Origin of the sequence: Gemmobacter nectariphilus DSM 15620, assembly GCF_000429765.1 — a bacterium.
Lineage (GTDB): Bacteria > Pseudomonadota > Alphaproteobacteria > Rhodobacterales > Rhodobacteraceae > Wagnerdoeblera > Wagnerdoeblera nectariphila.
The window spans coordinates 1-25,397 of record NZ_AUCM01000022.1 but is presented as its reverse complement, the minus strand read 5'-3'; the positions used below and the strand labels follow the sequence as shown (position 1 = coordinate 25,397).

General features: G+C 63.0%; 25 protein-coding genes. 19 read left to right on the top strand and 6 right to left on the bottom strand.

Annotation, left to right across the window (positions count from 1 at the left end; all coding sequences use genetic code 11):
• The first annotated feature begins 45 nt into the window (after nt 1–45).
• The 5 genes from G481_RS0116560 to G481_RS0116540 all read left to right on the top strand — a co-directional run bounded on the left by G481_RS0116560 (nt 46) and on the right by G481_RS0116540 (nt 6,315).
• On the top strand, nt 46–486 hold the full coding sequence (locus G481_RS0116560; protein ID WP_028031008.1) for a MerR family transcriptional regulator: 441 nt from the start codon (nt 46–48) through the stop codon (nt 484–486).
• Nucleotides 483–818: a YnfA family protein gene (locus G481_RS0116555; RefSeq protein WP_028031007.1), complete on the top strand. Its 336-nt coding sequence runs from the start codon at nt 483–485 to the stop codon at nt 816–818. Before G481_RS0116560 ends, G481_RS0116555 begins: the two co-directional genes overlap by 4 nt.
• Before the next feature lie 486 nt (nt 819–1,304).
• On the top strand, nt 1,305–1,700 hold the full coding sequence (locus tag G481_RS0116550; protein WP_154664654.1) for a FixH family protein: 396 nt from the start codon (nt 1,305–1,307) through the stop codon (nt 1,698–1,700).
• On the top strand, nt 1,697–3,148 hold the full coding sequence (locus tag G481_RS0116545; RefSeq protein ID WP_028031005.1) for an efflux RND transporter periplasmic adaptor subunit: 1,452 nt from the start codon (nt 1,697–1,699) through the stop codon (nt 3,146–3,148). Before G481_RS0116550 ends, G481_RS0116545 begins: the two co-directional genes overlap by 4 nt.
• A complete protein-coding gene (locus G481_RS0116540; RefSeq protein ID WP_028031004.1) occupies nt 3,145–6,315 on the top strand; it encodes an efflux RND transporter permease subunit in 3,171 nt (1,056 codons plus the stop codon). The genes G481_RS0116545 and G481_RS0116540 overlap by 4 nt, the downstream gene beginning before the upstream one ends.
• Nucleotides 6,316–6,389: 74 nt before the next feature.
• Here G481_RS0116540 and G481_RS0116535 read toward each other — a convergent pair whose 3' ends face one another.
• The 3 genes from G481_RS0116535 to G481_RS0116525 all read right to left on the bottom strand — a co-directional run bounded on the left by G481_RS0116535 (nt 6,390) and on the right by G481_RS0116525 (nt 8,459).
• Nucleotides 6,390–7,235 carry a hypothetical protein gene (locus G481_RS0116535; RefSeq protein WP_028031003.1) on the bottom strand — a complete coding sequence of 282 codons (846 nt, stop codon included), beginning with the start codon at nt 7,233–7,235 and terminating at the stop codon, nt 6,390–6,392.
• 216 nt (nt 7,236–7,451) lie between these two features.
• Nucleotides 7,452–8,096: a hypothetical protein gene (locus tag G481_RS0116530; protein ID WP_028031002.1), complete on the bottom strand. Its 645-nt coding sequence runs from the start codon at nt 8,094–8,096 to the stop codon at nt 7,452–7,454.
• A gap of 60 nt (nt 8,097–8,156) precedes the next feature.
• A complete protein-coding gene (locus G481_RS0116525; protein WP_028031001.1) occupies nt 8,157–8,459 on the bottom strand; it encodes a hypothetical protein in 303 nt (100 codons plus the stop codon).
• A gap of 169 nt (nt 8,460–8,628) precedes the next feature.
• Between G481_RS0116525 and G481_RS24270 the strand changes: the two genes are divergently transcribed.
• The 14 genes from G481_RS24270 to G481_RS0116455 all read left to right on the top strand — a co-directional run bounded on the left by G481_RS24270 (nt 8,629) and on the right by G481_RS0116455 (nt 20,031).
• Nucleotides 8,629–8,949, top strand: coding sequence for a hypothetical protein (locus G481_RS24270; protein ID WP_051294621.1), 321 nt, complete (start codon nt 8,629–8,631; stop codon nt 8,947–8,949).
• Nucleotides 8,950–9,001: 52 nt separating this feature from the next.
• On the top strand, nt 9,002–9,631 hold the full coding sequence (locus G481_RS24265; protein WP_245594992.1) for a lytic transglycosylase domain-containing protein: 630 nt from the start codon (nt 9,002–9,004) through the stop codon (nt 9,629–9,631).
• A gap of 5 nt (nt 9,632–9,636) precedes the next feature.
• Nucleotides 9,637–9,951, top strand: a complete 315-nt coding sequence (locus G481_RS0116510) for a TrbC/VirB2 family protein (protein WP_084451041.1) — start codon at nt 9,637–9,639, stop codon at nt 9,949–9,951.
• Nucleotides 9,952–10,017: 66 nt separating this feature from the next.
• A complete protein-coding gene (locus G481_RS0116505) occupies nt 10,018–10,293 on the top strand; it encodes a VirB3 family type IV secretion system protein (RefSeq protein ID WP_028030999.1) in 276 nt (91 codons plus the stop codon).
• A complete protein-coding gene (locus G481_RS24260; RefSeq protein WP_084451039.1) occupies nt 10,283–12,661 on the top strand; it encodes a VirB4 family type IV secretion/conjugal transfer ATPase in 2,379 nt (792 codons plus the stop codon). Before G481_RS0116505 ends, G481_RS24260 begins: the two co-directional genes overlap by 11 nt.
• The gene (locus G481_RS0116495; RefSeq protein ID WP_028030998.1) at nt 12,658–12,864 is read left to right on the top strand and encodes a hypothetical protein; all 207 of its coding nucleotides are present in this window, start codon (nt 12,658–12,660) and stop codon (nt 12,862–12,864) included. The genes G481_RS24260 and G481_RS0116495 overlap by 4 nt, the downstream gene beginning before the upstream one ends.
• A gap of 8 nt (nt 12,865–12,872) precedes the next feature.
• The gene (locus G481_RS24255; RefSeq protein WP_051294618.1) at nt 12,873–13,982 is read left to right on the top strand and encodes a lytic transglycosylase domain-containing protein; all 1,110 of its coding nucleotides are present in this window, start codon (nt 12,873–12,875) and stop codon (nt 13,980–13,982) included.
• Entirely contained in the window at nt 13,972–14,769 is a 798-nt protein-coding gene (locus tag G481_RS0116485; RefSeq protein WP_161630538.1) for a type IV secretion system protein, read from the top strand. Before G481_RS24255 ends, G481_RS0116485 begins: the two co-directional genes overlap by 11 nt.
• Entirely contained in the window at nt 14,769–15,272 is a 504-nt protein-coding gene (locus tag G481_RS0116480) for a hypothetical protein (protein WP_161630537.1), read from the top strand. The genes G481_RS0116485 and G481_RS0116480 overlap by 1 nt, the downstream gene beginning before the upstream one ends.
• A 3-nt stretch (nt 15,273–15,275) precedes the next feature.
• A complete protein-coding gene (locus G481_RS0116475) occupies nt 15,276–16,295 on the top strand; it encodes a TrbL/VirB6 family protein (protein WP_028030995.1) in 1,020 nt (339 codons plus the stop codon).
• 32 nt (nt 16,296–16,327) lie between these two features.
• Nucleotides 16,328–16,987 carry a VirB8 family type IV secretion system protein gene (locus G481_RS0116470; RefSeq protein ID WP_028030994.1) on the top strand — a complete coding sequence of 220 codons (660 nt, stop codon included), beginning with the start codon at nt 16,328–16,330 and terminating at the stop codon, nt 16,985–16,987.
• Entirely contained in the window at nt 16,984–17,733 is a 750-nt protein-coding gene (locus G481_RS24250; protein ID WP_051294616.1) for a TrbG/VirB9 family P-type conjugative transfer protein, read from the top strand. The genes G481_RS0116470 and G481_RS24250 overlap by 4 nt, the downstream gene beginning before the upstream one ends.
• A 1-nt stretch (nt 17,734) precedes the next feature.
• Complete coding sequence (locus tag G481_RS0116460; protein ID WP_051294615.1) at nt 17,735–19,057, top strand: TrbI/VirB10 family protein; 1,323 nt, start codon at nt 17,735–17,737, stop codon at nt 19,055–19,057.
• Complete coding sequence (locus G481_RS0116455; protein ID WP_028030992.1) at nt 19,057–20,031, top strand: ATPase, T2SS/T4P/T4SS family; 975 nt, start codon at nt 19,057–19,059, stop codon at nt 20,029–20,031. The genes G481_RS0116460 and G481_RS0116455 overlap by 1 nt, the downstream gene beginning before the upstream one ends.
• A gap of 143 nt (nt 20,032–20,174) precedes the next feature.
• Here the strand turns inward: G481_RS0116455 and G481_RS0116450 are convergent, their stop codons facing one another.
• The 3 genes from G481_RS0116450 to G481_RS26265 are packed head-to-tail and all read right to left on the bottom strand — an operon-like array spanning nt 20,175 to nt 25,298.
• Nucleotides 20,175–22,022: a patatin-like phospholipase family protein gene (locus G481_RS0116450; protein ID WP_154664653.1), complete on the bottom strand. Its 1,848-nt coding sequence runs from the start codon at nt 22,020–22,022 to the stop codon at nt 20,175–20,177.
• Between the two features lie 47 nt (nt 22,023–22,069).
• Nucleotides 22,070–23,914, bottom strand: a complete 1,845-nt coding sequence (locus tag G481_RS24245; protein ID WP_051294614.1) for a type IV secretory system conjugative DNA transfer family protein — start codon at nt 23,912–23,914, stop codon at nt 22,070–22,072.
• A gap of 10 nt (nt 23,915–23,924) precedes the next feature.
• Nucleotides 23,925–25,298, bottom strand: a complete 1,374-nt coding sequence (locus G481_RS26265) for a hypothetical protein (RefSeq protein WP_028030989.1) — start codon at nt 25,296–25,298, stop codon at nt 23,925–23,927.
• Nucleotides 25,299–25,397: the final 99 nt, after the last annotated feature.

Genomic DNA, 25,397 nt, shown 5'->3' with positions numbered 1-25,397 from the left:
CAGCAACCTAATGTCTCTAGCAACTATAGCTTCAAGGGGAATCTGATGCTGACCATCGGAAAATTGGGCGACGCGGCCGGGGTGAAGGTTCCAACGATCCGCTACTACGAACAGATTGGCCTGCTTCCCGAAGCCGAACGCAGCTCGGGAAACCAGCGGCTCTATGGTCGCAAGGCGATGGAACGGCTCGCCTTCATCCGTCATGCCCGCGATCTGGGATTTACGCTGGAAGCGATCCGCGACCTTCTCAGCTTGTCGGACAGACCTGATCAGTCCTGCGCTGCAGCGGACGCCATCGCAAGGGCCCAGTTGGTCGAAGTCGAAAGTCGCCTTGCGCGCCTGACCGCGCTGAAAGCCGAACTCGAGCGCATGGTCGTGCAATGTGCGGGCGGCAAGATTGCCGATTGCCGGGTCATCGAAGTTCTGGGTGACCATTCGCTTTGCGCAACCGATCATCGGCATCCGGAGACAGAGGCGACGCAATGACCGCACCCGCAACACTCGCCATTTACGCCGGCGCCGCTCTTGCCGAAATCGCCGGTTGCTTCGCGGTCTGGGCCTGGATGCGACAAGGAGCGAGCGCGCTCTGGCTGGTTCCCGGCATCCTCAGCCTTGCGGTCTTTGCCTGGCTCCTTACCCTCGCGCCATCGGATTTCGCCGGGCGTGCCTATGCGGCCTACGGCGGTGTCTACATTGCCGCCTCCCTTGGCTGGCTCTGGCTTGTCGAGAAGCAGCGCCCGGATGCGTGGGAAATGACCGGTGCCGCGATTTGTGTGCTTGGCGCTGCAATCATCCTCTTTGCGCCCCGGGCAGCCTGAGCACCAAATGCACTCGTTCAACCGGATGTGCGTTGCCGAACTTGTTTCCACATGGCATGGATTCTTAATGTCGTGGATGGTCCGATCATTTCTGGCGGTGCTTCTGGCTGTGTCCTTGTTCGGGGCCACAGTCAGTGAGGTATCGGCCGGACTTGCGGCAGAGATCGCGGCAGCTGCGGACCCGTGCTGCGAAGGTGATTGCCCCGATGATCAGGCATGTGGCGTCGCCTGCGAGATGATGGCGCGTGGCGGAATGACAATGCTCGCTCTGGTGCAAGCCCCCGGGCTCTCTGTGACCGACGAGGCATCCGCTGCAATCCTGATGCTCCCTGACTTCCATCCACCATCCGGGCTTCCACCGGATGGCTTGAGGCGCCCTCCCCGCGTTTGACCCTGCCGCGTGCGTGAGCACGCGGATGATGCCGTTTGCACCTGCGCCAATTGGCGTTGCGGGTGCGCTATCGCTGCAATCAAAGGGTCTTCCTCATGACAAACATGTTCCGCCGCATCTGCGGCTCCGTTCTTGCACTTCTCATTGGCGCATCTGCCCCGTGGGCAGGTGCAGACGACTACCGTTTCGAAATCGCCTCGACCGACCACCGTGTCGGATCAGGGGTGACGATTGAACTTCGTCTGACTGATCTTCGCACCGGCCAGCCGGTCGAGGGCGCGGTCATCTATGCCACACGCATGGATATGGCCCCCGACGGGATGGAGATGATGACCTCACCCGTCACCGCATTGCCGGCCGAAGTTCCGGGCACTTACCTGTTCAGCGCGGATCTCACCATGGCGGGCGGATGGCGGTTTTCGGTGGCGGCAAAGGTGCAGGGTGAACCTGAAACCGTTTCCGCCGAGTTGGAACTGCGAGCCGAGCCATGAGCGCATTTGGTAAGCTGACGGCCGCAGTCCTTGTCGCGGGAACAGCCGGGTGGGTCGGGCTGACCGCTGGCGAAAAGGGCATCACCGCGGCCAGCCTGACGGAAATGGCCAAAATGCAGCTTGCCTTGTTGATGGGCAATGATGCGGTTGCCATGCCGGGTGCTGTTGCCTCACAAGCAGAGCCAACCGGTCCGGTGATCTATTGGAGGCATCCAGACGGATTGCCCGAATGGTCGGCATCCGAGCAGCAAACGGCGGATGGGCGGGCCTTCCTGCCGGTCCTTGCCACCGAGGATCTCACGCTGGGCCCTGTTCCCGAGCCCGCTGCAGAAACGGCCATGGCGGAGACAGGTGAACGGACCGTCCTCTACTATCGCAACCCCATGGGCCTGCCCGACACCTCGCCGGTGCCGAAGAAGGACTCGATGGGGATGGACTACATTCCTGTCTATGAAGGCGGCGACAGCGATGACGGGTCGGTTACCGTCTCGCCGGGCAAGTTGCAGCGCACCGGGGTTCGGACCAGTGAGGCCGTGCTGGCCCCGCTGGCCGCCTCCCTGCGTGCGCCCGGGATCGTGATGCTGGATGAGCGCAAGATCAGCGTCATTTCGCTGCGCGCCGATGCCTTTATCGAAACCGTGGCGGATGTAACCACCGGCAGCACGATTGCGGAGGGCGCACCGCTCTTGACACTTTACTCGCCCGAGATTGCTGCCGCCCTTGCACAGTTCCTAACTGACGTGCGGTCAGAGGGGCGGTTACGGGAAGGCGCGCGGCAACGATTGGAAAACCTCGGCGTGCCGGGAGAGGTGATCGATCGCATTGCGACCGAGGGCCAGACAACGGTCAGCATCCCAATCATGGCCCCGCGCAGCGGCGTGGTGCTGGAGAGGATGGCGGTCGAAGGCATGATGTCGGAAGCGGGCGAAACCCTGTTCCGCATCGCCGACACCTCGACAATCTGGGTCATCGCCGAAGTCCCAGAAACCGCGATGATGGAGGTGACGACCGGGGCAGAGGTGCGCGTCAGCTTTCCGGGCCTTGCCGGTGAACCGATGACCGGCCGGATCGACACCATTTATCCGGAACTCGACATGATGACCCGCACGGGCAAGCTGCGCATCGAACTTCCCAACCCTGATGGCCTACTTCGCCCCAACATGTTCGCGGATGTGGAAATCATGCTGGGCCAAGCTCCTGTGGTGCAGGTGCCCGAAGGCGCGGTGATCGACACTGGCGACCGGCAGGTCGTGATCCTTGATCTGGGTGAAGGGCGGTTCCGACCCGAACCGGTGACTGTGGGCCGCCGGGGTGGCGGTATGATCGAGATCGTCAGTGGCGTGGCGGCAGGCGACATCGTGGTCAGCTCTGCCACCTTCCTGATCGACGCCGAAAGCAACCTCAACGCCGCCCTTGCGGCGCTCGCTACCCCGGAGGCCAACCCATGATTGCCCGTATTATCGAATGGTCGGCCCGCAACGTGCTGCTGGTCCTTTTCGCCACTGTGTTCACGGTGGCGGCGGGCCTTTGGTCGCTGCGCACCTTGCCCATCGACGCCATCCCCGACCTGTCGGATGTGCAGGTGATCGTGCTGACCGAATATCCCGGCCAGGCCCCGCAAGTGGTCGAGGATCAGGTGACCTATCCCCTGACCTCGGCCATGCTGACTGTGCCGCAGTCGCGTGTGGTGCGGGGGTTTTCGTTCTTCGGCATTTCGTTCGTCTATGTGATTTTCGAAGACGGGGTGGACCCCTACTGGGCGCGGTCCCGCGTTCTGGAATACCTCAACGCCGCCGCCGCGCGCCTGCCCGAAGGGGTGACGCCCGCGCTCGGCCCCGATGCCACGGGCGTCGGCTGGGTCTATCAATACGCGCTGAAGGGCGAGAACCTCAGCCTTGCCGAGTTGCGGTCCTTGCAGGACTGGGTGATGCGTTTTGCCATCAGCCGTGCGGATGGCGTGTCCGAGGTGGCCAGCGTCGGCGGCTTCGTCAAGCAATACTCGATCACCGTCGATCCAGTGCGGATGCGCGCCCTTGGCATCACCCTGTCCGAGATCGGCGAGGCGGTTACGGCCAGCAACATGGACACCGGCGGCCGAACGGTCGAGCTGTCAGAGTTTGAATTCATGGTGCGCGGGCGTGGCTATCTGGGCGGGATCGCCGATCTGGAGATGGTGCCGGTTCGCGCCGAGGGTGGCGTGCCGGTCCTGCTGCGTGACGTGGCGCGGGTCGAGATTGTGCCCGACGAACGCCGGGGCATTGCGGAACTGGATGGCGAGGGCGAAGTGGCCAGCGGCATCGTGCTGCAACGGGTGGGGGCCAATGCGCTGGACGTGATCGACAACGCCAAGGCAGAGATCGACACCATCGCGCAGAGCCTGCCCGAGGGGGTAGAGATCGTCACCGTCTATGATCGGTCCAGCCTGATCCTGTCGGCGATTGAAACCCTGCGCACAACGCTGCTGGAAGAAAGCATCGTCGTGGCGCTGGTGACGTTCGTGTTCCTGCTGCATGTCCGGTCGTCGCTGGTGGCCATCATCATGCTGCCCGTGGGTCTGCTGATGGCCTTCACCGCCATGCGCGCGCTTGGCATCGGGGCCAACATCATGAGCCTTGGCGGCATCGCCATTGCCATCGGCGCCATGATCGACGCCGCCATCGTGATGATTGAAAACGCCCACAAGCATCTGGAACGGGCCGAACCCGGCAAACCTCGGGTCGAGGTATTGATCGAGGCCGCGTCCGAGGTCGGCCCGGCGCTGTTCTTCAGCCTGCTGATCATCACCGTGTCCTTCCTGCCGATCTTTGCGCTGGAAGGGCAAGAGGGGCGGCTGTTCGGCCCCTTGGCTGCAACCAAGACCTTTGCCATGGCAGCGGCGGCGCTCTTGTCGGTCACGCTCGTGCCCGCGCTGATGGTGATCTTCGTGCGCGGGCGGATCGTGCCGGAACACCGCAACCCGGTGAACCGAGTCCTGATCGCGCTTTACCGCCCCGTCATCCAATGGGTGCTGCGGGCGCGGCTGTTTACGATTCTGCTGGCGCTGGTGGCACTGGTCGCCACCGTCTGGCCCGCGCGGCAGTTGGGGTCCGAGTTCATGCCCGCGCTGGACGAGGGCACGATGATGTATATGCCGACAACCCTGCCGGGTCTGTCGGTCACCAAGGCTGCGGAACTGATGCAGATGCAGGACCGCATCATCCGCAGCTTCCCCGAGGTGGAAACGGTGTTCGGCAAGGCTGGCCGGGCATTGACCGCCACCGACCCCGCACCGACCGAGATGTTCGAGACCATCATCCAGTTGAAGCCGAAAGACCAATGGCGCTCCGGCGTGACGATGGACAGTTTGCGGGCCGAGATGGATGCCGCTCTGCAATTCCCGGGCGTGTCGAACGCCTGGACCCAGCCCATCCGGGCCCGCATCGATATGCTGGCGACCGGCATCCGCACGCCGGTGGGGGTCAAGGTGTTTGGCACGGATCTGACCGAGATGGAAGCTGTCGCCCGGCAGGTCGAGGCGGTGCTGCGCAACGTCCCCGGCACCACCAGCGCCTATGCCGAACGGGTGATCGGTGGCTATTACCTCGACATTTTGCCCGACCGCGAACGGCTGGCGCGCTATGGCCTGTCGATCGAGGACGTGCAGGAGGTGATCGCCATGGCGCTCGGGGCCGAGGCGATCACCCAGACCGTCGAGGGTCGTGAGCGCTATAACGTGGCGCTGCGCTATCCGGCGGCGTTGCGACAAGACCCCGACGCCATCGCGCGCGAGGTGCAGGTGGCGCTGCCCGGTGGTGGCACCGTGCCCTTGGGCGAGGTGGCAAAAGTGGAACGCACGCGGGGGGCCACGTCGATCCGCACCGAGAATGGCCAGCTGGCTGTCTATATCTTCGTCGATATCGCGGGCCGCGATCTGGGCGGCTATGTCGCCGAGGCGCAGGCGGCGGTTGCGGGCGAGGTGATCTTGCCGCCCGGCTATTCGCTGGGCTGGAGCGGGCAGTTCGAATATCTCGAACGCGCCAAGGCACGTCTCGCCATCGTCGTGCCGATCACGCTGGCGGTGATTTTCCTGCTGCTGTTCCTGAACTTCCGCAGGCTGACCGAAACCCTGATCGTGATGCTGTCGCTGCCTTTTGCGCTGGTCGGCGGGGTGTGGCTGATGTGGTGGATGGACTTCAACACGTCCGTCGCGGTCGCTGTCGGGTTCATCGCGCTGGCCGGGGTCGCTGCAGAAACCGGGGTGATCATGCTGATCTATCTCGACCATGCGTTGGCCGAACGCCGGGCCGAGGTCGACCGCGCGGGCCGCACCTTCACCCGCGCCGATCTTGATGCGGCGATCATGGTCGGCGCGGTCGAACGGGTGCGGCCAAAAATGATGACCGTCGTCGCCATCATGGCAGGCCTGATGCCCATCCTTTGGGCGCATGGCACCGGATCTGAGGTGATGAGCCGCATCGCCGTGCCGATGATCGGCGGCATGGTGTCGTCCACCATCCTGACGCTGGTCGTGATCCCGGCGGTCTACGCGCTGATCAAGGGGCGCGGGTTAGCTATAGCAGAAATCAATGCGACCAAGCGTGGACTTGTGTTGTCGTGCGGCAAATCCGAACCCTAAAGAAAATTGAGGACCTGTGGGCAAAAGGAAGGTGCTAGGTGAGCTCGGAGTTCAGTTTCCGGGTCGTGCCATGGTCAACGTGATATCTCCCCAGCAAGAACCGCCCGTCCATGGACAGCAAGGATTGCAGCGAACTTGGGGCATCCGAACTGTCGGACGACGTCCAGGACTCGAGCATCATAGGCGGTCCGCCCAATCAGCCTGCACAGGTCAGATGCATGAAACTGTCGGTTGGAACTAGGTGCAGCCCGGATCTGATCGTGAAGCTCCTTCACCTTCGGCTCAACGGAGGGCTGGCGCGCGGGCTCAGCTGAAAGCGCCTTCGAGGCAGATGGTGGCGTGGTGCGCCACCGCCGCATGAAACCCAGCAGATATCCAGCCGGCACTGTCGCATTTCCGCGCGACCGGTTGAACGCATGGAAACGCTCCCAGATGACCTGCGTGTCGACATTCCAACATGCGAGCGAAGCCTTTGCGGCCTTGATCAGGTCCGCCCAAGGTGTCCGATAGACGTTGGATGCTTCATTAATAGCAATCCTCCCGGTAAAGATAGTTTTGTTCTTAGACTCTCTAGATAGTGATGTGTCGCTTGAGGATGACACGACATCTGGCAGCGCATCGGCATCCTCTCGCTCCCCGAACCTGAAGAGCCACGGCGCGAACTTACCGTTCGGCTTCCACCTGACCAGCGCCAAACCAGACGCGGAGAGCTCGATCAGGAGTGCCGTCAGGTGCTGCCGTGACACGCCCATCTTCTCGGCGAGATGCGCCAGCGTGAACGCGGCCGTCCCGCGCTCGAGCCCGTTGTAACCGTCCTTCCAGGCGATCCCGTCAAGGATGATTGTCGCAAGCTTATGGGCCGATGTGGAAAGCGGCGTTTCGGTGATGCGGCGCAGGATAGCGCCCGTGGTGAGTTCCATGATGTGTCGTTCCGTCTTGGGATGACACCAGACCGTTAGGCATGCAAAATTTCGTTCCAGCAAAGGTATTTGCTGGTTGAACGGGTCCAAGGCTCGCGCTAGATTCCCACTACCACGAGGAAATCAGTGCGGCGTCGGGCCTATGGTCTGGCGTCGTTTCTGTTTCTAGGGGTCTCAGTCTTTCGATCGTGCCGGAGAGGCTGGAAGATCAGGTCATCAGTAGCGCACCTCCTCGAAGCCGTAGGTGCCCTCGTAATCGGTCCAGTCGACGAAGACCCCGCGGAACCAGTAGTCGGAACAGCTTGTCCCCGGTCGGAACGCTGATGCGGACGGAACCTGGGCTGGCGTTGACCGGGCCCAAGCGAAGTCACCCTGTTCGCCGTAGGTCCCCTCGCGGATCGTCGACCAGGTGTTGCAGTCACCGTCCCTGTTGCGGTGCCGCCGGTATTCGATCTGAAATACATGGATCGAACGCACGAAGTCGTAAGCCGGACCGGAAATGTCGACGTCAGCTTGGTCTTGGGCCAGATAAAGCTCGCTGGAACTCTCAACCGATGACTGGGGCCGTGGCCCGCCCTCATGCTGGAGCACGATCTCGAACAGCCGCTCCATCGGGGAAGTTTCGCGGTTCAGGGACGCCCGCATCGGACAGTTCCAGATCTGCAGCGGCGGCTCCACCGGCCACGGCGTGATCCGCGCGATGAACACAGCACGGGCGTGGGCACACTCGGCCGAGGCAGGCCAGCCGCCTGCGAGGCAGAGAAGGATCGCGCAATCGACGGGATAGGCGGCAGCGGGCGCCGAAAGAGAAACTGAGACGGCAGTCGCTGCGACGGCGGCCACAGCTCGTAGGGAGTTCATTGCTGGTTTCCTTGTGAAAGAGCAGGGAAGGGAGGGGCGGGAAAACTTGATCTGGCGCGATCAACCGTCAGGCTCCGGGACGAGGGACTGGTAGTCGCGGATCGCGCGGTTGATCTCTTCGGACACCTCCGATCGCGCGGCATCCAGACAGCGCAGATAGGCCTGCGCCTCATCGAAATAGGCCGTGAACTCCTGCCCGATCTCCACGCGAAACTCGGCACGCGTGGCGGCATCCGTAACCGGCGCGGGCGGGATCGGCGGCAGGCAGTCCAGTGCCGTGGCGCCTTGAGCGACCCCGCAGACAAGCTTTGTGAGCAGGGTGGCGACGACGAGGCGAGCGCTTCTGGAGAGGAGGGTGGGCATGCACGATCCGGAGATTTCAAAACATGTGCATGAATTACAAAACACCGCTATTGACGCAATAGGATTCTACCGCTAGTGGTGCCGTCACGTTGCGCGACGACATGTTTCTCATCAGCGCGACATGCACTATGTTCTGCCGTGAGCGTGTTGCTTCGGAAGGTGCCAACCCATGAGGAACTTGACCCCGGTGATCTTGCAGGCCGGACTGAAGGAGGCCCTGACCGAAGGCGGCATCGTCGAAGCCCTCTGTGTCGAGGACGCAAAGAAGGTTCTCAATGTCTGGCAAGGCACCTGGCGCATTCAGTTGCGTCTTGGTGACCAGACAGCCCTTCTGGTGATTTCGCGCGGGCTCGAACCTCGGGAGTTCAAGACCGTCACTGGTCTCATCTCCTTCGCGGTCGAGTTGGGTCTGACCACGGTCCCCGTTCCTTTGAAGAAGGGCGAGAAGGCGACCTGGACCCATGACGCGGAGGCAGAACCTACCCCTTGACCTGACCCTCTGCGGCGGGCTGGCGCTTTGGCTTTGTGTCGCACAAGGGGCCTTGGCCGAGGTCATCGACCTCGGGGCAGGGGCTGAGGACCTGAGGGTTCGAGCCAGCGTCCTCGACTTTGGCAAAGAGCTTCCCAGACGCGGCGATTTGAACGGCGCCAAGTTCGAAGATGAAGCTGAGGCCGATGCAGATGACGAAGGTCTCGTTGTGCTCGCGTCCTACGGCACGCCCCCGAAGGGCAGGGGCCCGCGCGGCACGGCCGAGATCGAGGACCTCGTTCTCGATGTCGGCGACGACTATCTTCGCCACCCTGCGCTGAAGGCGGCCGGGCTTTCCGGGACGGAATGGCTGGCGCTCTTCCGGGCCAACATCGCCGTGGAATCCGCCTTCAATCCGGATGCGCGCTCCTCCGTCGGTGCCATCGGTCTTGGGCAGTTGATGCCAGGAACCGCTGATCTGCTCGGCGTCGATCCTTATGACCCGGAAGACAACCTGCACGGCTCTGCCCGCTATCTTCTCGCCCAGCTTGAGGACTTCAGCGCTGCCGATCTTGCACTCGCCGCCTACAACGCCGGACCCGAAGCGGTCCGCGATTACGGCGGCATTCCTCCTTATGCCGAAACCGAGGGCCATGTGGCCAAGGTTCTGCGGCTGACCAACGCAACCCTCAGTTCGGAGTAATCCAGATGTTCCGCAATCTTTTCGGTGCGCGTTTGCCGCGCCTGGCTTTGCACACCCTTTTGCTGGCCATGCCCTTTGCGGCGATCCTCGCGGAGCCCGCTCTCGCGCAGAACCTCGATCCCCTCGAGAACATGCTTCAGACCGTGGTTGATGCACTGACCGGCCCGATTGGACGGCTGATCGCCATCCTTGCGGTCGTGGCGGCGGGCTACATGATGTTCACCGGCCGCCTGAACTGGCCCCTCTTCCTTGCCATCTTCTTCGGCGTGGTCCTCGTCTTCTCTGCCGCGACCATCATCGACGGCTTTGCGGCCCCCTGAGGTGGGCAAGGCAACAGGCCGGGTGTGTACGCACACCCGGCTTGGCCGATCCTCCGGATTTCTCCCATGCATGACGCGCCCCTGTTTCTCGGCCTCACCCGGCCGCCGAAGATTTTCGGCCTGCCCATCGGCTATTTCGTGAGCCTGATGCTGGGCTCGGTTATTCCCTTCGTGGGCGCGAACGACTGGCGGTTTCTGCTGATCGGGGTCGTCGGCTATCCGGTCCTGTGGTTCGTGGCAGACCGCAATCCGAACCTCTTCGAGACGGTCGCGGTGGTCTTTTCCCGGACCCCGCGCACGCGAGGCAAGTCGGCCTTTGGCGGAGATCGCCATGTCAGCTGATCTCAAATCCCTCTTCCCGGCCACTCCGGCGCTTCGATCTGTCTTGCGGTCTGAGGATCTCGCAGCCGAGACCCTCGCCCGGCACTTGCCCTGGCTCTCCGCACCGGCGGACAATCTGATCCTGACCCGGCAGGGTGATCTGATCGCCTCTGCCGTGGTCGAGGGGCAGGACAGTTTCACGACGGAAGAAGGGGACCTCGCGCTCGCGACCACTTCGCTTGCGCGGCTGATCGGCCAGTTGGGCGAAGGCTTCGGGTTCCATGTCTCCAAGCAGACCCTGCCGGACGCACCCCTGCTGAAGCCCTTCGACGGCGAGGGGACTGGAGCGGTATTCGCGGCCATGGTGGATGCCCGCTGGCAGGGACATCTTCGCGCCCGCACGCTGAAGCGCCGGGTGCTGATGGTGTCCCTCATCCTGCGCCCCACCGCGCTGAAACGTGTCCCCCTGATTGGTGCCCTCTTCAAGGCAGCCTTCACAGGCGATTTCGGTCAGCGGATCGAACGCCTGAATGAAGCGATGGGGCTCCTTGCTGGCGCCTGCCAGGGTCTGGGCTTCCGGCGCCTGAGCATCTCTTCCGGGGAATGGCTTGGTCTCCTTGGCGTCCTTCTTGGGCAGCCGATGGCCAAGGTTCTGCCGATGCGCGGCCAGTTTCTCAGCGAGGCAATCGCGTCATCGCAGATGACTTTTGCCGGCAAGCGGGTGGAAATCGAAACCGGCGTCGGGATGCGCTTCGGGACGATCTTCGGCGTGAAATCCTATCCGGCCCGCACCTGGGCGCGGATGCTCGATGCGCTGGAACTTCCCTACGACATCGTCATCACCAACAGCTTCACGCCCGCCCGCAACAACGAGATCGAAGAGCGCATCAAACGCACGGCGCGCCAGATGCGCGCTTCTGAGGATGCCGCCGAAACTCTGCGTCAGGAACTGTATGAGGCCGCCGACAATGTCGCCTCGGGCCGACAAGTCTTCGGCAAACATCACCTGACGGTCATGGTCACGGCCGAGACCCCTGAACAGCTGGAGGAAGCCGCCTCCGAAGTCTGGCGCGCCGGGCAGGATTGTGGGGCAACGCTCGTGCGCGAGAGTTTCGCTGCCCGCGCGGCCTGGTTTGCCCAAGCCCCGGGCAATTGGGCCTATCGCCCGCGCACAGCGCTGCTGTCAGCCCAGAACTTCGCGCACCTCGCGGCGCTGCATCGGGTGACCGAGGGCCGCCCGAAGGTCCAGTCGCCCTGGGGCGAGACGATCACGGCGCTGCCAACGGTCACCTCAAGCCTCTATCGCTTCAATTTCCACGATAAGGGCGAGCGCGGTGCTGAGCCGAGCGCCGGCCACACGCTGGTGTTGGGCCGCACGGGGTCAGGCAAGACCCTCGGAACGGCGTTCCTTATGGCGCAGGCCCGGCGGGTGCATGCCCGAATCCTTGTCATCGACAAGGACCGGGGCCTCGAGATGGCTGTGCGCGCCTTGGGTGGCAGATATTCCGCGATCCGGATCGGCGAGACGACGGGCCTCAATCCGTTCCAAACCGAGACTGATGAGCGCGGGGCGGCCTGGCTCACAGACTGGCTCGGTGACATCCTCGCAGGATCGCGACCCTTCGAGACGGCGCAAACCGTCAGCCTGAACGCAGCTGTCCGTCAGATCGTTTCGGCCGACCCGCGGCTCCGGACCTTCGATGGTCTTGCAACCCTTGTCGCCTCGACCGACGACGAGGGCGATCTGGTGGGCCGGGTCCGGGAATGGGGGCAAGGCGGGCGGCATGGCTGGCTCTTTGGGCCAGGGGCCACATCCCAGATCAGCCTGTCCGAGGATGTGGTCGGCATCGACATGTCGGAGATCCTTGATCTCGGGACCGAACGCTCGGCGCTGCTGGCCTATCTCTTCCGCCGCATCGAGCGGGTGATCGAGGATCGCCGTCCGACCCTCATCGTCATCGATGAGGCCTGGAAGATGCTGGACGATCCGATCTTCGAGAAGCGCCTGCACGACTGGCTGGTCACGATGCGGAAGAAGAACGCCGTCGTGATGATGCTGACCCAGACACCGACCCATCTGACGCGGGTCAAGGTCGGTCAGATCATCGCCGAGAGCGTGGTGACCCAGCTTCTCTATCCGAACCCGCGCGCCAACCCCGAGGATTACCGGATCCTGCGGCTGAACGAGAAAGAGGCCGAGTTCCTCTGCACGCCAACGGGTGGCCTGCGCCTCGCCCTCCTGCGCTCGGCCGGGGACTCGGTCTTTGTGAACATGGATCTCGCGGCCCTTGGGCCCGCACTCGCCGTGCTTGGCGGCGGCCGATCCGGCGAAGACCGCGCCCCCTACGGCTGGCGCGACGCCCCTGATTTCTGGAAGGACATGACGTGACCCGACGCAATCGCCTGATCCCCCTTTCCCTTCTCGGGATCACCCTCCTCTCCGCCTGCGCTGGCGTCGAGACCGGGGCTGTATCCCCCTGCCACGGCCAGTTCCGGGCCGAGGGCAAATACTTCGCGGCGCGGGAGCAAAGCGACGGCACCACGGTCGTCGTCTCCACGATGAACGCCCCCGACGCGCCTTGCGCGAACTGAGCCACCGCATGCGTCGCGCACCCCTCTTTCTCGGACTTCTCCTCAGCACTGCGGTGCCCATGGGCCTCATGGCCCAAGGCGTGCCGATCATCGACGGCTCGCGGCTCTCGAACTTCATCTCGCGACTTGCAGAACAGGCTGAAGACGCCGTGAAGCAGGGTGAGAAACTCACCACCCGCTCCAAGCTCAGCGAGATCGAAGATGATCAGTTGGCTGCCTACGAGCGTTTCCTCGCGGATACGACTGGCGTGACCGATCTCAGCGGCTTCGAGATGGGGGCGGGTACCTTTCCGCCTGCCGACGAGGTCTACCCCCTTGAGGAGACAAGCCAGGAAAGCCAGCGGCTCTTCGGGGAAGGTGAGACGGTCGAGGCGATGATCATCGCGACGGCCGCGCGCTACGAGACGCACCCCGGAGTCGTGAAGGTCGGGCTCACGCCCACGACCTGGCGCATTCTTTTCCAGTCGTTGGTGAAACAGGAAAGCGGGTTCTCCAACGCGGCGATCAGCCCGGTCGGGGCCATGGGCTTTTGCCAATTGATGCCGGGCACTGCCGCCGATCTCGGCGTCGATCCGACCGACCCGCTGCAGAACCTCGATGGTGGTGCACGCTATCTCGCGACCCAGCTCAACAGCTTCGGCCGGATCGACTTCGCGCTTGCGGCCTATAACGCTGGGCCGGGCAACGTCCAGAAATACGGCGGCATCCCACCCTTCGAGGAAACCCAGAACTACGTCCGCAGGATCTCGGGCTACTACGACGCCTACCTCTCGGTGATTACTGGCGCGGACGTAACCGGCACTTTGGCGGGGGTGGAGGGTGCAAGTGCCGAATGGGGCAACATGTCCTCGGCCTTCATCGGCTATTCCGGCCAGCAGTCGGGGCAGATCGAGGCGGCGATGGCCCGGATCAAGGGGTTCCTGGAAGAGGCCAAGCCCCAGACCCCGAAACAGGCGGTCGACCAGAACACTTACATTCTCGCCGAGCGCGCCCGCCTCATGGCCCTGACGCTGCGGCTGCGCGCGGGCGCAGTCAAGGTCGAGGCGGCGCGTGAGCTCTCGGATGCCGCGCAAGCCCTGCAATACACGACATTCTGGGAGTATTCGGATGCACCGTAACCTCACGGCCGCGACAGCGGCGCTGTGCTTTTCTCTTATCGGGTCAGCGGCCTTCGCCCAAGGCGTGCCCGTCATAGACGGTACCAACCTCGCCAAGAACATCGAGCAGCTGCAGGCAGCCCTCCGCGATGCCGAAAACCAGATCGCGCAGATCGAGGAGTTGAAAAAACAGGTCGAGACAGGCCTCGAGCAGCTGACCAATCTCGAAGGCATCCTCGGGTCGATCTCGGGCCTGAACGAGATCGCGAGCCTCTACAATTCGGCGGAGGACCTGCGCTCACGGGCGGCCAAGATCACAGACCTTTCCGGCTTCCAGGATGCACTGACCATCGGGGATTTCGACGGGCTTCTGGACAGCTTGCTCGATGGCGACGTGACCATGGGCGACAAGATGGCCGCCGAATATATGCGCGACACGCTGGAAGGGGCCGGGCTGACCTCGGAAACCCTGGCCGGACTGTCATCATCGGAGAACCAGCAGGACAAGCTCATCGCGACGACCGCAGCCACGAGTGCCACGGCCATGGGCGTGGCGCAGCTTTCCTATGAGGAAGCCGCCCAAAGCCTCGCGCGGATCGACGGTTTGGTGGCTGAAATCGCCAATCAGGAGGGCCTGAAGGAAAGCATCGACCTCAACACCCGGATGGCCGCCGAAACCAACTACATGCTCGGCCAGATGTGGCGGCTGAACGCGGCTGCGGGGCTTGCCGCCGGCCAGACGGGTGTGAACTGGGCCGCAGAGCAGGCCAAGGAAAAGAGCTTCTTCGACTATTCGGGGGCAGAATGATGCGGCGGGCGTCTGACCACGTCACGGCGGTTGCTGTCCTGGTCTGCTTTGCCAGCTTCGCTGCGGCGCAAGACATCGCCACTTTCAGTGACATTCAGCTGATCGAAGAAACCCGGGAAGCGGTAGTGGCGCAGGATGCGGAGGCCGCTCTGGAGCTACTGAGCGAAATGCAGCGGCGCCGGACCGGGATCTTTGCCGGAGATAAGACAGGCACTTGCGAAGAAGTGATCGACCTGCCCGAGGGGATCACCGACTGGCGCTTCAAAGGTGCCGCGCGGCAGGCCTACATCACAGCGGCGAAGACGAAGGCCCTGGAGGCGGGGACATGTGGTTGCCTCTTCGATGGATTCAGCTTCGACAACTTCACGTCTGAGGTCTTGGGTAAGTCGGCTTCCGACGTCGTCAACGATGATCGGGGAAACCTCGAGGCCTACCTTACTCAGCACCAACGCGAGAACGAGGCGCACTATCGCGACCTCGAGACCGTCTGCCGGTCCATGTGATCCATGGCCATCATCGCCGACATCCTGACCCAGGTCGACGCCGCCGCAATCGCGGTTGGCGCCACGGCGTTCGACGCCGTGGCCGCCGAGATCGTGCCGGTTTTCCGGGTCGGCTCGGTTCTGGTGGTGGCGCTGGTCGGCATCAACCTGATGGCACAGGCCGTGCCAATGACCCTGCGCAATGGGCTCGGCCTGATGGTTCGTATCGCGGTTGCGTCGGCCTTTTTGTCGTCCTGGACGAACTTCAATGCGGTCTATGGCGTCCTGACCAATGCCCCGAGTGAGATCGGGGCGGTCGTGCTCGAGGCCTTCGGTGGTGGATCGGGCAACCTCTATGAAGGGCTCGATTCGCTCTACTTACAGGCCCTCGATGTCGGGCAGGCGATCAGCCAGAACGGAAGCTACATCACCGGTGGTCTTGCGGGCCTCCTGATGTTCCTCGTGGCTGCCCTGATGGCGACGGTGTCGATCATCGTGATCTCGGCCGCGAAGATCATGATCGGCGTCCTCGTGATCTTCGCACCTATCGCGATTGCCTGCACGCTCTTCAAGGTGACAGCCCCGCTCTTTGACCGATGGGTAAACCTCGCCCTCGGTTTTGCTTTCTACCCGATGCTGACCTCGGGCATGGCGGCCTTCACCATCGCGATCGCACGCGACCTGACGCCCGCCTCCCTTGCCTCGGTCGAGACCATCGGCGATGTCCTGAGTTTCGTGGTCGTCATGATGCTTGGCACCGGCCTCATGGCCATGGTGCCGACGATCGCGCAGTCCCTCGCCTCGACCGCGACCGGTCTCGGCAGCGTCGCGGCATCGACCTTCCGCACCGCCGACAGCTTTAAGGGGTATGGACGCACCGGAATTGCATCCGGGATCGGCGCGGGCCGAGGCACGGCTGGCCTTGATGCAGGTGGTCGCCGTCCTTCGGACGCGCGCCTCAACGGCAATACCGCCGGACAGATCGGGCGGTCCGCCGTGCAGACCGCGATGCGGCTCGCCAGCCGGACGCCCGGCAAAAGCTGATGCCCCAGAATTCGAGAAGTGGAGGACCGCCCATGGAGGCGCATGGATTTGATGTCGATCTCGTTCTGGAGCCCCGCCTCTCGGCCCGGCGTGCCTGGATCGTCGCGAGTGCCGCAGGCGGGCTGAGCCTGATCCTTGCAACCGCACTGGTCCTCGTTCTGCCCTTGCGGGAAACCCAGGTTTTCACCGTCCTCGTCGATCGCCAGACCGGTGACGCCGAAAACATCCTGCAGGTCGCCCCTACCGGGATCGAGGACCAGGAAGCGCTGAAGCAAAGCCTCCTCGTGGCTTACGTCTCCGACCGCGAGGGCTATTTCCTTGCCGGGATTCAAGCGCGGCTTGAGAGCGTCCAGCGCCGCTCGACAGGGGGTGCCGAAGAAAGCCTGAGGCTTCTCTGGTCGAAGGGCGGCGGCAATTCTGCATATCCGCCCGATGTCTATGGGCCCGGTGCGGAAGTCACGGTGACCGTTCGACGGATCACGTTCCTTTCGCCGAACGTCGCCCAGATCCGCTTTCTGAAAACCCTGCGCAAGACGAAGCAGGAGCCGGTGACACAGCCTTTCGTCGCGACGGTCGAGTTCGCCTTTGAGCCAAAGACCGAACGCTCCCTCGCCCATGTCTGGGAAAACCCGCTCGGCTTCACCGTCTCTGCTTACCGCGTCGACGCCGAAACCCTGGAGACCAATCCATGACCCGTTTTCTCTTCCTCCCGGGCATTGCCTTCGCCTGCGCCCTCGGCGTCGCGAGTGTTGCCACCGCCGAAGTCGCCCCCGCGTCGATGGGCGCTGACGCTCGTGTCCGGTCGGTCCTCTACAACCCCGTCGATGTCATCCGGCTCGACACGCATTTGCGTGTGAACACCGCCATCGAACTAGGCGCGGGCGAGCGGATCGACTCGGTCCTTCTTGGCGACAGCGAAGCCTTCGAGGTCGAGGTGCTCTCGAACAGGACCACGGTTTCCGTGAAACCCCTGATTGCCGGGGCCGAGACCAACATGACGATCTATACTGGGCGGCGCACGATCTCGCTGTCGATCAGCGAGGGCCGGTCCCGCAACCCGACCTATCGGCTCGTCCTGCGCTATCCCGAGACGGGCACGAGCCGCACGACACGCAGCGCGGTGGCCGCAGGCTCACGCGACATCGGCTATGCCTGGTCGGGCGACGAGACCCTGAAGCCCGTGCATATCTGGAACGATGGGCAAGCGACCTACTTCGCCTTCGCCCCAGGCCTCCGGCCGTCGATCTTCGGTGTGGATGCAACGGGCCGCGAAGTGACGCTGAACTCCGGCACGCGGGGCAGCATCGTCCGCGTCTCGGGCCTGCGCTCCGCCTATTCGATCCGGATCGGCACGCAAGTTCTGTGCATCGAGCGGGTGGATGGGGGCATGACCACCGACCCAGTCCTGCTCGCCAAGCTTCAGGGATGGGAGTTCTGACATGGCTGATCCCGAGATGACCGATCCGCAGAAGGGCCGAGAGCCGGAGTACAAGGTCGAGCGACCGAAGCCGAAGATGACCCGACAGCAAAAGCTTGGCATGGGTGCGCTGCTCGCAGGGGCGAGCCTTGCCGCGCTCTGGACGGTCTGGCCTTCCAGCCGCGCCATTCCCGATGTGGAAACCTCCGCCGTCGAGGAATTCCAGGATCAGGCTGGAGGCTCGCCTTTCGGGGCGATTGAGCCAGGACCGGAAGCGAAGCCCACCGGGGATGGGTTCTCCGACATCGAAGGGGAACTGGCTTCTCAGCGCGAAGACCTCGAAGCGCGGAACGCCACACTCCAGTCCGAGGTCGAACGGCTACAACGCGAACTGGGTGATCTTGCCGACAGGGCCGATGCCGAGAAGGACCAGACCGCCAAGGAACTGGCGCTCGCGCTGGAAGAGGCACAGTCCCAGAACCTTGCTCTCATGGAGGACATGCGGCGGCAGTTCAATCAGGAGATCGCTGTCCTGAAAGCAAGCGCCGACGCTGCTGGTGCCGCTGACGCCGCTCGGGAAGCCGAATTGGCCGCCAAACGTGCCGGGCGCGAGGCGCAGCTCGCAGCCCGCGTGGCCTCGCCTTCGGTCGTCTTTGACGATGGGCAGAAGGGTGGGGCAGGGGATGCAGTCATGGGGATGTCCGAAGCCCCGGCCGAGGGTCGAGATGCTGCGGGGCGGGATTTCGTGCAGTCGGGGCGGGAAGCCGCCGCCACCGAAGTGAGCCAGGTGATCGCCAACCCATCGAACACCGTCCTTCAGGGCACGATGATTGATGCGACCCTCGAAAATGCGGTCGACTCAAGCCTGCCTGGCCAAATTACGGCGATCGTGACCCGGCCAATCTGGTCCTTCGACCAGGCGCAAATCCTGATCCCGGCTGGCTCGCGGTTGTTCGGCGAATATTCCTCGGACGTAGCCATCGGCCAAGGTCGCATCCTTGTCGCCTGGACACGGCTCGTCACCCCGGATGGGCAGTCCGTGCAGATGGAAGCCTTCGGTGGCGATGCCCAAGGACGCTCCGGGCTCACCGGCAAGGTCAACACCCGGTTCGGTGCGCGGTTCGGGTCAGCTGCGCTTATTTCACTTCTCGGGGCGGCCCCCGCTGTCGCCGCCGCGAAATACAGTGACGACATCAGCTCTGACACGGCCGAGAGCATGGGCGAGGACCTGAGCGCAGCCATGGGTTCAGCGGTCGAGGCCTATACGAGCCTGCCGCCAATCATCACCGTCGCTCCCGGGGCCGCGATCACGGTCATGGTCGACCGTGATCTGGAAATCTGGTGATGGATGATCGGCCGAGTTTCCTCGGGACCTACCTGACGCCGCTCGCGCCCCTGTTTCTGCGGGACGATCTGGTGGAGGTGGCGATCAACCCGGACGGAAAGGTTTGGATCGAGCGGAAGGGCGCGACGCACATGGAGCGGGTCGCGCATCTGTCGATTGATCGGGTTCTGTCGAACAACCTTGGCCAGGCCATTGCTTCTGCCGTCGGCGTCCAGTTCTCCGACAAGAAGCCCACCGTCTCCGGAAAGATCGTTTGGGGAGATATGGCGATCCGGGCACAGGTTGTGGCACCGCCCATCGTGGAAGGCGGGATGGCCATCACCTTCCGACCGTTCAAGGTTGCGGCCGATCAGCTGATCGAGCCACGGCTCTTGCATGGGGGACTCGTCGACCTCGACGCCAAGCGTCGGGAAAGGGTAGGGGAGGCGATGAAGCTGGCCAAGGCCGGGCAAGTTGTCGATGCCATGCGGCTTTGCGTCGAAGAGCGCATGAACATCCTGATTTCGGGCGGCACCTCGACCGGCAAGACGACATTTGCACGGTCGCTCTTGTCGATGGTGGAGCCGGGCGAGCGGATTCTGACCATCGAGGATGCCTACGAACTATTCCCCCGTCAGGAGAACGCGGTAGCTCTAAAGGCTGATCGTAGTGCTCAAGGCGAGCGGACGCCTGCACGGCTGCTCGAAGCCTCTCTCAGGATGCGGCCGGATCGGATCATCTTGGGCGAGTTGCGGGGAGAGGAAAGCCGGACCTTCCTCGAGGCAATCAACACTGGCCACGGCGGGTCGTTTACAACCATCCATGCGGACACTGCCCGGAAGGCCATCGATCGGTTGGCGATCATGGTCATGGCCGCCGGGCTGGGCATGGGGTTCGAAGAGGTGAAACGGTACTGCGAGGGAAGCGTGGATTTGGTGGTGCAGCTTTCGCGGCAGGGCGGGCGGCGCGGGGTGGCGGAGATGGTGTGCATGTGAGGGTCGTTTAGGGCGGAAGAGGATGGTTCTTCGGCTCCGTGTATTTGGATCAAACGAGACGCGCGTCCGAGGGCGTGAACTCTCGAGAAGGCCACGTCGGGTGAGCCGGTGGGTCAGAGCAGCAAGCCTTTAGTGGCCCTTCGTCACAACATGCAGGTCTGGCGGGTATCGGATGCCCCGCTTTCCACTGCACTAAGGCAAGCCTCTATCCATGGCCAACGAAGCAAGACGAAATACCGACCCAACCGGACAAGCGCGTCGACTTCCGCAGACGAGTAGTCGTCGCGCAACGTTCCAGATGAACGAAAAACATTTGCGGCGCTCTCAACGTCCGAGCCGACGATTGTCACCAAGCGCCACCATGCGCAGTCAATATTGGTGTTAATGGCACCTTGTACATTGGTGCACAGTGGGTCGACATCTCGGATAGGCGGAGACGAGCCACCTGCCTGGAAATCCCGGACCGCTGCGAGGGCAAGAACGCTATCCGGTGGAAGAGACGCAATCATTTTGAGAGTTTGATCATCGAAGACCTCGGGCTGGAAGAAGAAGTATCGCTGGCGGGCTTTGCTCGGATCTAGCCGGATAGCGATCTCCGAATCTGGGTATGGAGCAATTAAGCCCGGCAGAGAAAGGAAACGCCTAGGCGGCCCGACGCTGTTGTCTATCGGACGGATAATCCCGGTTTCGAGTGAAGCTATATCGATTGATCTGAACACTTCGTCGATCAGACCCATGTCATCCGAACCCACCGACATTGCGGCACCGCCATCAGATACGATGATGAGATCAATCGCCCATTCCGGACCCGGCTGCAGCGCTTCCTGGTCAATAGCGGTTGCGGCAGTGCCTCGTTGATGCGCGTCAGCCTCAGTAATGAGCCTGAGACCGAGATTGTCACGAACGCCACCATCGCTTAGTGCTAGATCCATAGTTACGACGTCGGCCCCGTCCGAAAGCGGCAATCCCAGCCGCGAAAAAGTCACCGAGACTGGCTTGGTCGGAAAAGCGCCAGGAAAGGCACCGGAAACCGCGACAATGTCAGCAAGGTCACCAAAGCCATTAGCTTCAAGCACGTCACCCCAACGGTAGAAACGTGATGTAGTCGGGCCCGCAAACATCAGCCCATCTCGCGTCCAACCGACGCTCATTACATGCGCCAAATCCGTCATTGCGATCATGACCTCTGGTCCTTGGTCTAGATCGAGATTTTCCGGCAGAAGCGTCCGTCGGAGTAAAGCAGCTTGCACATCGCGGCGCGTGTACCCAGTGAAGGGAATTACCCATCGCGGCAGTTGGTATGCTGATGTGAGTTCACGCATCAGCCGAAATCGCCCATCGCGCACCGCTTTGACGAAGTCAGCCGGATCGCCACCAGCGCCAAGAAAGCCACCGAGTATCGATCCACCGGAAACCGAAACGATATTTGTCACAGGTACACCAAGCTCGTTCAATTGCATGACCACTCCGGCATGCAAAAGCGCGGCACGGTAACCTCCGCCCGACAGTGCCACCGCAATCCTTTTGTTGGTCAAATCGGCTCGAGTAGATGGTGGAGCGGTCACATTGCCGTTGAGTGCCACCGGAGGAGACACGAAAATGCGATCCATAGTGCTTATCGCGACCCAGCATGCCAGCATCCAAGTGAAAGCGATCGACGGTCGAAGCATTGCCCTAATCGCTGAGCGGTGGCTCCCCGCATCTCCTTTGGATCGGCGGGCGAGCGCGAAGAAGAAGATAGTGGTGACGACTACGACAGTAATGTCGCGCGCGACCGAATAGCTTCCTGCAAACCAAATCCAGGCGGGAACTGCCATCAGGAAGATGATCGCCGAGAGGAGCCGTCCTATCATGCCAACCTCGTTCACAAGGATATAAACCACGCACTCCACAGCTGCGGTGCCGGTCTCTAAGCGCGAGCCATGATAGGTCCAAAGACCGACCTGCGCACTATAATGCGATGAGTCGACGCGAACGTCTGTTTGGGTCATGATCCGCCCATTGGAGCAGGCGGTGAGGTTCGGTCATTGGGCGCCAATCAGACGCGAGCGGGCAGCTTCCGTTTGCTCCTTGCACTCTCTGCAATCCCCTGAAACACACGTGCCACCTCCCCGAAAACCTCGGCATCCGCACCTTTTGCGGACGCAACCAACCCCGAAAGCTTTCCAACGGCGGCTTGCCTGCCAGCCGCTCCACTTCCCTGTATGGTAGGCAGCACCTTCCCTTTCCGCGCCCGATCAATCGGCCCGAAGTAACGATCCTCGTAGTATCGGATATGCCGCGCCCGGATCGGATATTGCCCCTCGGGCAAAACCAGCACTTCGTCCAAGGGAAACCGCAGCACCTCGTTCGCCGAAATCAACGGCCGCTCTTCCGACCGCCTGCTCACATTCGCGCTGTCCTCCAAAGCGCGCACCCGAGACTGGCTCTCGGTCAAAGCGGTGATCGTGGAGCGCCCCAAGGCGTTCGAGAGCACCTCTGCCGTCCGGTCGTCTTGAGGTGTCATGTAGATCTGCACACCGGCCCCGCCCTGCAGGGACCTCCGCCCAGTTTCGCCATAGATGTCATCGAGGCCGGGAATGGTTTGGGATATGATGAAGAACCGGCCGCCGAAGCTGCGGATGGTCTTGATGGAAGAGAGGACAAGGGGCTGGCGTCCGAGCTGGTCGAACTCGTCCATCAGGAACATGACCGCATGGGGCTCGTCCGGTCCCGGCTCGCGCCGCTGCAGGGACGCGATGGCATCCGCGAAGAGAAGGCGGACGAGGGGGGCCAAGGTTTTCAGGTGCTCGGGCTGGACGACGATGTAAAGGCTTTGGGGATCGCGGCGGAAGGTTGAGAAATCGAAGTCGCTGGCTGAGGTCACCCGGTCGACCGCGGGGTCGTTCCAAAGCTCGAGCCCGGATCCCTGGATGACAGACACATAGGCCCCGAGGGTCTTTTCCGGGACGTCAGCCATCTCGAGGAAGGTACGGGAGACGATCGGGATGTTCGTGGTCTCGCCAATGGCCGTGTAGCTCTTCTTCTTGTCACCGCCCCCGGCCATGATCTCACCGGCAAAGCCCAGGGTCGGGCGTCGCTGTTCGATAGCGTAGAGACACGAGGCGATGAAGAGCCGTTTGCCGGCATTGAAGAAGCTCTGTGCGCTTTCACCTTCCGGGATGAGGAAGAGATCGGCCATCGAGTTCAACGCGGTGTACTGACGCTCGGCGGAGGGCAGGGCGGCGATCCGGGCAAGCGGATTGAACCGGTGCGAGCCACGGTCTTCATCGAAGGGCGAGAAGTACCAGATGCCGTTCTTCAGGCCGTGCTTGCGGTGGATGGAGGTCTTGGCGAAGTTCTCGCCCTTCACGTCGAGGATGATCGCCGAGCCCGAGAAGTGCAGGAGGTTCGGGATGACGAAGCCGACGCCCTTCCCCCGGCCCGTGGGCGCGATCATCATCGCATGCGGGAAACGGTCGGGCGGTGCCATCACGAAGGGCGCATCGGATTTCGGGAGGCCGAGCTTGCCGAAGATGAAGCCGTTCTGATCGAGCGTCCCGACCATGTTGTTGCGCTTCAACTCGCGGCGCGACTGGAAGTGCGCGTCGTCATACTGGTTCAGCCGCCCGCGATGCACCCCGGCTAATCCGACTAGCGTCAGGGCGACTGTGACGGCGCCAGTGATGATCAGCGCGCCCTGCAGGACCGAAGGCCGCGCGGCGAGGTCGGCCCAGGCGTAGCGAAGGAACCAGGGGCCTATCGGGCTAAGCGTATCGAGGCTCTCCCGGAAGGCGGTGATCACGTAGATCGTCGCCAGCATGCCGCCGATGTAGAGACCGGTCAGCAGGCCGAGGAGCAGCGCCAGAGGATACCGCCATGCGGTGTCGAGGTTCGAGAGCATGGGTCTGTCCTCAGAGTTCGTGGCCGGTGTCGCGTTCGACGGCGCGGTCGCGCTGCCCCAGTTCGGCGGCGCGATGCTGCGCCCGTGCCAGGTCCGCCCAGGGTCCGACCTCGCTCGATTGACCGAGACCGCCCTCATTTTTCAGTTCATGCGCCACGGCAGCCCTGAGCGCTGGATCTCGGACCTGCTCGTTGAGCGGGGCGAGATCGCCGGACCGGACGCGGTCGAGATCTTCGGGTTTCAGGGTGTCATGCAGGCGGTCGACGATGGCTTCCAGCGCGGGCACCTCGGAGAGCTTCATGTGGCGATCGGCGCTCAGCAACTGGTCGCGCGCGAAGGCCTCGGTCAGTTCCGGTGCAAGGTTGAAGGCGGCGACTTCTGCCCGAACCTCCTGACCGAGCGCACGCTCCGTTTCCATCCAGAACACCTTTTGCATCGTGTTCGGCTGCTCAGTGATCCAACTCGCCCGCTGACCTTCGCTGCGCTCGGCCAAACTGAAGCGGGCGACCATTTCCTCGACGGACGTGCCGGCTATGCGAAGCTCGTCTTCCCGGATCGAGAAGAGTGCCGTCAGCCGTTCGCCAATCTCATCGCGAACATGGGCGAGGGTCGCGCGTAGTCCCTCATCAAGGGAAACCCCCTCGGTTTGGCCCTGCTCTAGCCGCGCCAGCGAGGCGAGGGTCGGGTCGTGGTAGGGATCGGTGTTCCGGTCGGCGACTTGCGCATGCTCTGCCAAGAGGATGCTGTCGGGGGCGAGTTTCAGGGAGGCGCGTGCCTGTTCGGCAAAGCTCCGTTCAAGATCGACCCGCTCGGCCGAGGGTTCCATGGCACGGATTGCCTCCCAGGCCTCCGTGGCCGAAGCGATCATCTCGCTGCGCGCAGCCTCAACCCGTGCGGCGGGATCGCCTTCGGCATGAAGCGAGTGATCGGGCATCAGGGGAACTCCTTGTCTGAGAGCGGCGGCAGAGGCGCCAAGTGCTCGGGCCAGCCGGGTAAGGTAGGAAGAGGTGGCCGTCTCGATGCCGGCTGCAGCGGCAAGACCGGCGAGGTCGCCCAAGGCGTCGTATTCGCGGGCGAAGCCCTGCAACACGGCAAGCCGTCGGCTCCGCTCCCCTTCGGACAGCGGTGTCGGGGCAGGGGGTGTGGGCTTTCCACCCTCTCGCGAGGCTCGCAGTTCGGACTGTCGCGGCGGGTTCTCGATGATGCCGCGGGAAAGGCGCGACGAGGCGAGGATGTTCAGCCCGTGCGACTGGCTGATCTCGGCGTGAAGCTCGCGCATCACATCGAAGTTCAGCGCGGCATGACGACAGATCGACAGGAACCGGCCTTCTTCGATGCCATGCTTGTCGACCACGAAATGCGCGTGCAGATGGTCGGTGTCCATGTGAAGGGGAGTGTCTGAAATTCTGTGTATCTGATCTGGCCCATGCGGTTTTCAGATACGTTCAGGCGTCGAAGCGCCCGGCGAACATTATGGCCAGCT

Excerpts from the sequence above, each read along its gene's own strand:
- G481_RS0116560 (WP_028031008.1), top strand. The coding sequence starts at position 46 with ATGCTGACCATCGGAAAATTGGGCGACGCGGCCGGGGTGAAGGTTCCA.
- G481_RS0116530 (WP_028031002.1), bottom strand. The coding sequence starts at position 8,096 with ATGAACTCCCTACGAGCTGTGGCCGCCGTCGCAGCGACTGCCGTCTCA.
- G481_RS0116545 (WP_028031005.1), top strand. The coding sequence starts at position 1,697 with ATGAGCGCATTTGGTAAGCTGACGGCCGCAGTCCTTGTCGCGGGAACA.
- G481_RS0116540 (WP_028031004.1), top strand. The coding sequence starts at position 3,145 with ATGATTGCCCGTATTATCGAATGGTCGGCCCGCAACGTGCTGCTGGTC.
- G481_RS0116510 (WP_084451041.1), top strand. The coding sequence starts at position 9,637 with ATGTTCCGCAATCTTTTCGGTGCGCGTTTGCCGCGCCTGGCTTTGCAC.
- G481_RS0116475 (WP_028030995.1), top strand. The coding sequence starts at position 15,276 with ATGGCCATCATCGCCGACATCCTGACCCAGGTCGACGCCGCCGCAATC.
- G481_RS0116505 (WP_028030999.1), top strand. The coding sequence starts at position 10,018 with ATGCATGACGCGCCCCTGTTTCTCGGCCTCACCCGGCCGCCGAAGATT.
- G481_RS0116470 (WP_028030994.1), top strand. The coding sequence starts at position 16,328 with ATGGAGGCGCATGGATTTGATGTCGATCTCGTTCTGGAGCCCCGCCTC.
- G481_RS0116455 (WP_028030992.1), top strand. The coding sequence starts at position 19,057 with ATGGATGATCGGCCGAGTTTCCTCGGGACCTACCTGACGCCGCTCGCG.
- G481_RS0116555 (WP_028031007.1), top strand. The coding sequence starts at position 483 with ATGACCGCACCCGCAACACTCGCCATTTACGCCGGCGCCGCTCTTGCC.
- G481_RS0116550 (WP_154664654.1), top strand. The coding sequence starts at position 1,305 with ATGACAAACATGTTCCGCCGCATCTGCGGCTCCGTTCTTGCACTTCTC.
- G481_RS0116525 (WP_028031001.1), bottom strand. The coding sequence starts at position 8,459 with ATGCCCACCCTCCTCTCCAGAAGCGCTCGCCTCGTCGTCGCCACCCTG.
- G481_RS24255 (WP_051294618.1), top strand. The coding sequence starts at position 12,873 with ATGCGTCGCGCACCCCTCTTTCTCGGACTTCTCCTCAGCACTGCGGTG.
- G481_RS0116480 (WP_161630537.1), top strand. The coding sequence starts at position 14,769 with ATGCGGCGGGCGTCTGACCACGTCACGGCGGTTGCTGTCCTGGTCTGC.
- G481_RS0116460 (WP_051294615.1), top strand. The coding sequence starts at position 17,735 with ATGGCTGATCCCGAGATGACCGATCCGCAGAAGGGCCGAGAGCCGGAG.
- G481_RS0116450 (WP_154664653.1), bottom strand. The coding sequence starts at position 22,022 with ATGACCCAAACAGACGTTCGCGTCGACTCATCGCATTATAGTGCGCAG.
- G481_RS24245 (WP_051294614.1), bottom strand. The coding sequence starts at position 23,914 with ATGCTCTCGAACCTCGACACCGCATGGCGGTATCCTCTGGCGCTGCTC.
- G481_RS24270 (WP_051294621.1), top strand. The coding sequence starts at position 8,629 with ATGAGGAACTTGACCCCGGTGATCTTGCAGGCCGGACTGAAGGAGGCC.
- G481_RS24250 (WP_051294616.1), top strand. The coding sequence starts at position 16,984 with ATGACCCGTTTTCTCTTCCTCCCGGGCATTGCCTTCGCCTGCGCCCTC.
- G481_RS26265 (WP_028030989.1), bottom strand. The coding sequence starts at position 25,298 with ATGGACACCGACCATCTGCACGCGCATTTCGTGGTCGACAAGCATGGC.
- G481_RS0116535 (WP_028031003.1), bottom strand. The coding sequence starts at position 7,235 with ATGGAACTCACCACGGGCGCTATCCTGCGCCGCATCACCGAAACGCCG.
- G481_RS24260 (WP_084451039.1), top strand. The coding sequence starts at position 10,283 with ATGTCAGCTGATCTCAAATCCCTCTTCCCGGCCACTCCGGCGCTTCGA.
- G481_RS0116485 (WP_161630538.1), top strand. The coding sequence starts at position 13,972 with ATGCACCGTAACCTCACGGCCGCGACAGCGGCGCTGTGCTTTTCTCTT.